5 protein-coding genes are annotated in these 4,967 nt (G+C 53.5%); all 5 read right to left on the reverse strand.

The genetic code is table 11. The features are described 5' to 3' along the window. The coding region (gene mobF, locus AAC083_RS13940; RefSeq protein ID WP_146181676.1) for a MobF family relaxase at window positions 1-719 on the reverse strand (719 nt) is incomplete at its 3' end. Continuing rightward, window positions 720-2,855, reverse strand: a complete 2,136-nt coding sequence (gene traD, locus AAC083_RS13945) for a type IV conjugative transfer system coupling protein TraD (RefSeq protein WP_108536910.1) — start codon at window positions 2,853-2,855, stop codon at window positions 720-722. Between the two features lie 59 nt (window positions 2,856-2,914). Next, window positions 2,915-3,649, reverse strand: a complete 735-nt coding sequence (gene traT / locus AAC083_RS13950; protein WP_108536911.1) for a complement resistance protein TraT — start codon at window positions 3,647-3,649, stop codon at window positions 2,915-2,917. A gap of 26 nt (window positions 3,650-3,675) precedes the next feature. Then, on the reverse strand, window positions 3,676-4,236 hold the full coding sequence (locus tag AAC083_RS13955) for a conjugal transfer entry exclusion protein TraS (protein WP_108536912.1): 561 nt from the start codon (window positions 4,234-4,236) through the stop codon (window positions 3,676-3,678). Continuing rightward, on the reverse strand, window positions 4,233-4,967 hold a 735-nt coding region (locus AAC083_RS13960; RefSeq protein ID WP_219927889.1), incomplete at its 5' end, for a hypothetical protein. The genes AAC083_RS13955 and AAC083_RS13960, both read right to left, overlap by 4 nt.

Raw genomic sequence — 4,967 nt, forward strand, 5'->3', positions numbered from 1 at the left:
TTGATCTGCTGACTGCGCTGGCTGAATTCCTTCGTCGGCACCCCTTTAAGCTCCCACAAGCCATGCTTGCCGGTGACCTCAACCTCAAAGCCCATCGCCTCGATATCCTGGCGCAGGGCGTGGCGGTATATCTGCCCGAACGCCAGCTTATTGTTGAACATGTCTTTGCCAAACCCGGTGTTCATGTGGGCGGCATCACTGCTCAGCGCCCGCCATTTGCCTTCGGCCCAGGTGGCATTGAGCACCAGCGAGTGGGTGTGCAACTGCGGGTCGAGCTCGCGGGAGGTGTCGTGGGTATAGAGGGCGGCCACGATGTTGCCGGTGGCCTCGGTGCGCGAGACTCCGTCGGTCATGATACGGGTGCTGGCCAGCGCCTCGACCTCCTTCATGGCGACGGCCACTGCGCGGTGGTGGGCGTCGAGAAAGCGCTTGTCCCCCGCCACTAATGCCATCACCGAGACGGATTTGGGGGCGGAGAAAGTGAGATCATAGCCGGCGCGGTGGGTCTCTTTGCCATTCACGATGCGCGAGAGCTCGGTGCCATCGGGGAGTTTACCCAGGGCCATGGCATCGAATGTGGCACCCTCTATGGGGCCACTGAGGCCAAGGCGCTCCGCCCCCTCGCCAATCCAGGCTGCCTCAAGCTCACCGATGGCGTAGTAGTTTTCTTCGGCAGCGTAATAGGCCGCGCTGCCCTTGATAGTAGAGAGTGACAGCATTTAGTAAAACTCCGGCTGGTCGCCACCCGGCTCCTGGTAGTGATGGTTGATGTTGATCTCTTCGCGCCGCGCAGATTCTTTCGCCTGCTCGCTTTTCTGGTACTCGGCGTAGAGGTCCTCGTCGAAAATCACCCCATTTTCATCGACCCCCTCGGGGAGCGGGGGGTGCATAGTGATCTCCTCATCACGACCTGCAGGCGGCACTTGTGCTGCAGCAGTTTGGGGATTGGCGTCCGTTGCTTGAACTGTCGCGGCTGGCGGGGTCGGGGCGCTCTGTAGTTCGGCGGCGAGCGTGGTGGCGACCACTTGGGCGATCACTCCGGGTTGGATGCCATCAAATACTTTGCCGGTTTCATTGAGGCGCTGCGCCACCAACTCATCCACCTCGGGATCCAGGCTGGATTGAATATCGCGCTCCGGAAGCGCCTCGGCGATCTTGGCTTTCTTCACAAACTTCAGCCCCATGCGCACAACTGGGAAGTTGCCGGGGAGGGTGACGAAACACTCCAGATCTTCGAGCATCTGCACATCGGTGTAGCTGACGATGGACACGCGCTCCTCATCCTTTCCAAAGGAGATGCCGTCACGCACCTGGTCGGCACCAAAGCTGGTCTGCTCGGAGAACTTCTTGCGCACGGTTTCGCCAATGTCTTCCTCGACAAATTTGGCGACGGCGGCAGAGGGGGAGCGGAAGAAATACTTGGTGTTGAGGAGGTCATACATGGCCTCTGCAAACTTGTTGCCGTATATCTCCTCGAGCTGGGAATAGGACTGAAAGCCCAAGGCGAAACAGCCGCCGAACTTGCGGGCCTCGGCAATGACAAAAGGAAGGCTCGGCAGTTTGTGCAGGGAGGGGAGCTCGTCATAGAAGAACCAGACGCGCCGGTAACGATTTTCGCCCATCGAGAGCAGGCTGTTGGCGGCAATGCTGAGCCACATCGAGATGAGCGGCTTGAGTGATTCGTGATGTTTCTGGTTGGAGGTGATAAAGAGCCAGCCATTGTTGCCATCATCGCGGGCGCTCTGCATCCACTGTCGAATGGTAAAGGGATTGCCCCTGCGCTCGATACCTTGCAGGTAGCGCATGGCCTTGACGTAGTTGGTCAACACGCTTCGGATAGAGATGGCGGTTTTTTCAATCTTGCCGTCAACCAGGTTGGCGGCAGGTGTGCCAGCCAGAAACTCGCGCAGCTTGTCGAGGGTGATGGCCAGGAGGGTGCGCAGGAACAGGTTGTAGCTGCGGCCCTTTTCGCCGCGCAGGCGGTGCGCCCCCTCGGCAAAGATGGTGCGGGCCGACCCTTGCCAGAAGGGGTCTTCCGAGGAACCCATAGGGATGAGAGTGGTGGCGGCGGCTTCGAGATCGGGCAGGGTTTGGCACTCTTCCCACATATCCCAGTTGGCACAGCGCGAGTCCAGGGGGTTGAGGATGATATCGCGCCCTTCCTGGTAATACTCTTCGACAAAGGTACAGCCCTTGTCATAAATAATGACCATATCCCCGCGCTGGCGGCACTGGTCGAGGAATTTGCGCATTAACGTCGATTTACCGGAACCCACGGTGCCATGCATGGCGAAGTTTTGTATTTCGCTATCTTTTTTTATCGGGAGCGAGTCGATTTTAATATCGGACGCCTGTTTTTTACGGCGCATCATGCGCGCCACTTGTTTGGGGTTGTCGTTAAGGGTGCGGCCACCTGTAATTTCATCGGTGCTTTGCCGTTTCCCTGTCAGGCCCAGATAGAATAAAAAGAGGATACCCCCCAAAAATACCAGTGCGCCAGAGACGGATGCCGCGATAATGAGTTCGTTTTTTAATAGCTGGCCACAGTAAACGGTATAGGCATCGACCAATATCTGCTTGGTGGTGTAGAGCAGCTCTTTGTCATAATAGTGAATGGTGTAGGTGGGCGGATTCATCATCTGGCCATGCAGTGGTGCAAGGGTGGTTGAAAACCAGTAGATGGTGCCATTCATGATGTTTTGGGTGCTGACGCGGAAATACAAAATAGCAATAGTTAAGACACCGAAGGCCATGATGAGCCAGTATGCCATGATATTATTGATTTGCAGGAACATGCGAAGCCGCATAAATGCGACCTGACCGCCCTGCGTCACATTGCGGGTATTGAGACTCATTGTGTGTCCTTAATAAAAAAGGGGAGTGGCCTCCCCTTTCATTCACTCATGGATAATAATCAGAACAGTCCGGCCAGGGTGTTTGATAATTGGTCTTCAAGTACCGGCTTGGCATCCTTGAAATCCAGGTTAACCTGGTTGGCATTGCTCACAATACGGGTTTGATATTTGTGGCGATTACCGGTGGCGGTGCTGGATTGTTCTTTTGAGCCTGACGAACCTTGTTTAAGGGAGGTATTGTCCTTGGTGGTTACAGTGACACCAGTAGGGGCTTTTTCGGCTATCTGAAGGTCGGTGATCATGGTGTAGTTGGTGTCTTCAATCATGGCATCGGCGGCTACCCCCGCCAATGCGCCGACCAGTCCCGCGCCGAGGGCAGCACCGTTGGAAGAGCTGTTATAAGCGACGGCCCCGGCAGCGGCTGCGGCACCTACTGCTCCTGCACCGTAACCGGAAAGGAGGGCGCTTTGGGAATCTCGCAGGTCCATCTTTCCCACAGACAGGACATTGGCCTGGATCCAGTATTGGGCGGTATCCGGGTTGTTGGATATGACCATCCCCTTATTTTGCAAGGCTTGGCGAAGTTTTGGCTCAATGTCCATGCCCTGTTCGGTACTGGTGTTACGCAGCTGCAGATAAACGGTTCGTTCAACAGTGGGTTCGAGGAAAATGGTCTCGGACATCTTGGTCTGGACATCGAGGTTACGTTTGGTGACTGCAGTATGCACAGCGGAACATCCTGCAAGACCGAACATAGCGACAGTAACCATTGCCAGAACTGTTTTTTTCATCATTGTTACTCTCTTCTTTTGGTAAAGACTTACGGTTTATGGAGTGAGGCATCCACATCGACACCTTCCCGCCATTGTTGGATGGCAGAGCTCAATAGGGCGAGGTCGTATCGCCCCAAATCGACAATGGCGATTAAATAGATGGCCACTAATGAAACGAGCTGTGCGCCATAAGAAAACATGACAGGGATGTCATGCTGCTTGATGAATACACCAGCCAATATATTTATCGCAACCCAAGTGCAAGCATAAAATAGAGACCTCTGAGTTATGATTTTGATGATGATACTCTTCTCGCGCACTTCGAGTGGGAGTGAGAGGTACTTCCCTCTCAGACTTGTCATTGCAAGAAACACAAATGCACCGAGCACAAAAGAGAAAGCGACAGATGCTGGTGCGGTCAGTTTTGTCATCTTATCGAAATGCACGACAGGATATGCAACAAAAAATTGCCAAAGCGTCAATCCGATCATGAACGTAAGTCCGGGTATTGCACATGAGGTAAATGATGGAATGGTTGCATCCTCATTCTTTATCGAGGCAATAATGAACGCTACATCATTCTTTATGGTTTTATTTGAAATGTTCATTGTTTTTTATCCTTGTCAAGAAGTTCGTTGGAACGCAGCCTTGCTTCGGAAACTCTGGGGTCTTCCTGACCCTGGTTAGTGACAGCCTTTGCGTGATTATCTTTAAATCTATCGGAAGCAATGACGTGCTCTGACTTTAATTCTTTTTGCTCGGTCATTATAACACCACCTTGCTTCTCAATCGACACTCCTTCATCATGAATACGTTGATTATTGTCACCAATTAATGAATTAACCCTTTCTGATGTATCACCAGTAATACCGGATTGCTGAGCGCGCTGGTTAACAAGTGCTTCACCATTGGCTGAGGGGGGATTAGTGGAGGATGGCTTTTCAACAGTGGACATGTCGTCAGAGAGGCCGGAGAGGTTTTGCTCATACATCCCCTCTACCCGTGATCGCAGGGTGTTTTCCATGAACTGGCCAGCAAGCTGCTCACGTTCAGCGCGCACGGTTGGATTGGCGGTGTCAGTCAACAACTGATCAGCTTTCTCCGGTGCCTGCTGCTGCACGTAATGCACAAATTCCTGTGCATAGTTGCTCTGCATATTGGCACTGGTGGTGTCGCTCGTGGAGGCCATCTGGCTGTATTCATGGCTGCGAGTGAGGCTGGATGTGTACTGGTTGTATTGGCTGTCGGCAACGCTCAGGGTAGTACCCAGTTGCTCCAGCATGGTATTGGCGGTGTTATCGGTATGGTTGCCCGATACGCTGGAGCGGTAGCTTTGCAC

Origin of the sequence: Aeromonas sp. HMWF014 (assembly GCF_963878295.1) — a bacterium.
In the GTDB taxonomy this organism is placed as follows: domain Bacteria; phylum Pseudomonadota; class Gammaproteobacteria; order Enterobacterales; family Aeromonadaceae; genus Aeromonas; species Aeromonas popoffii.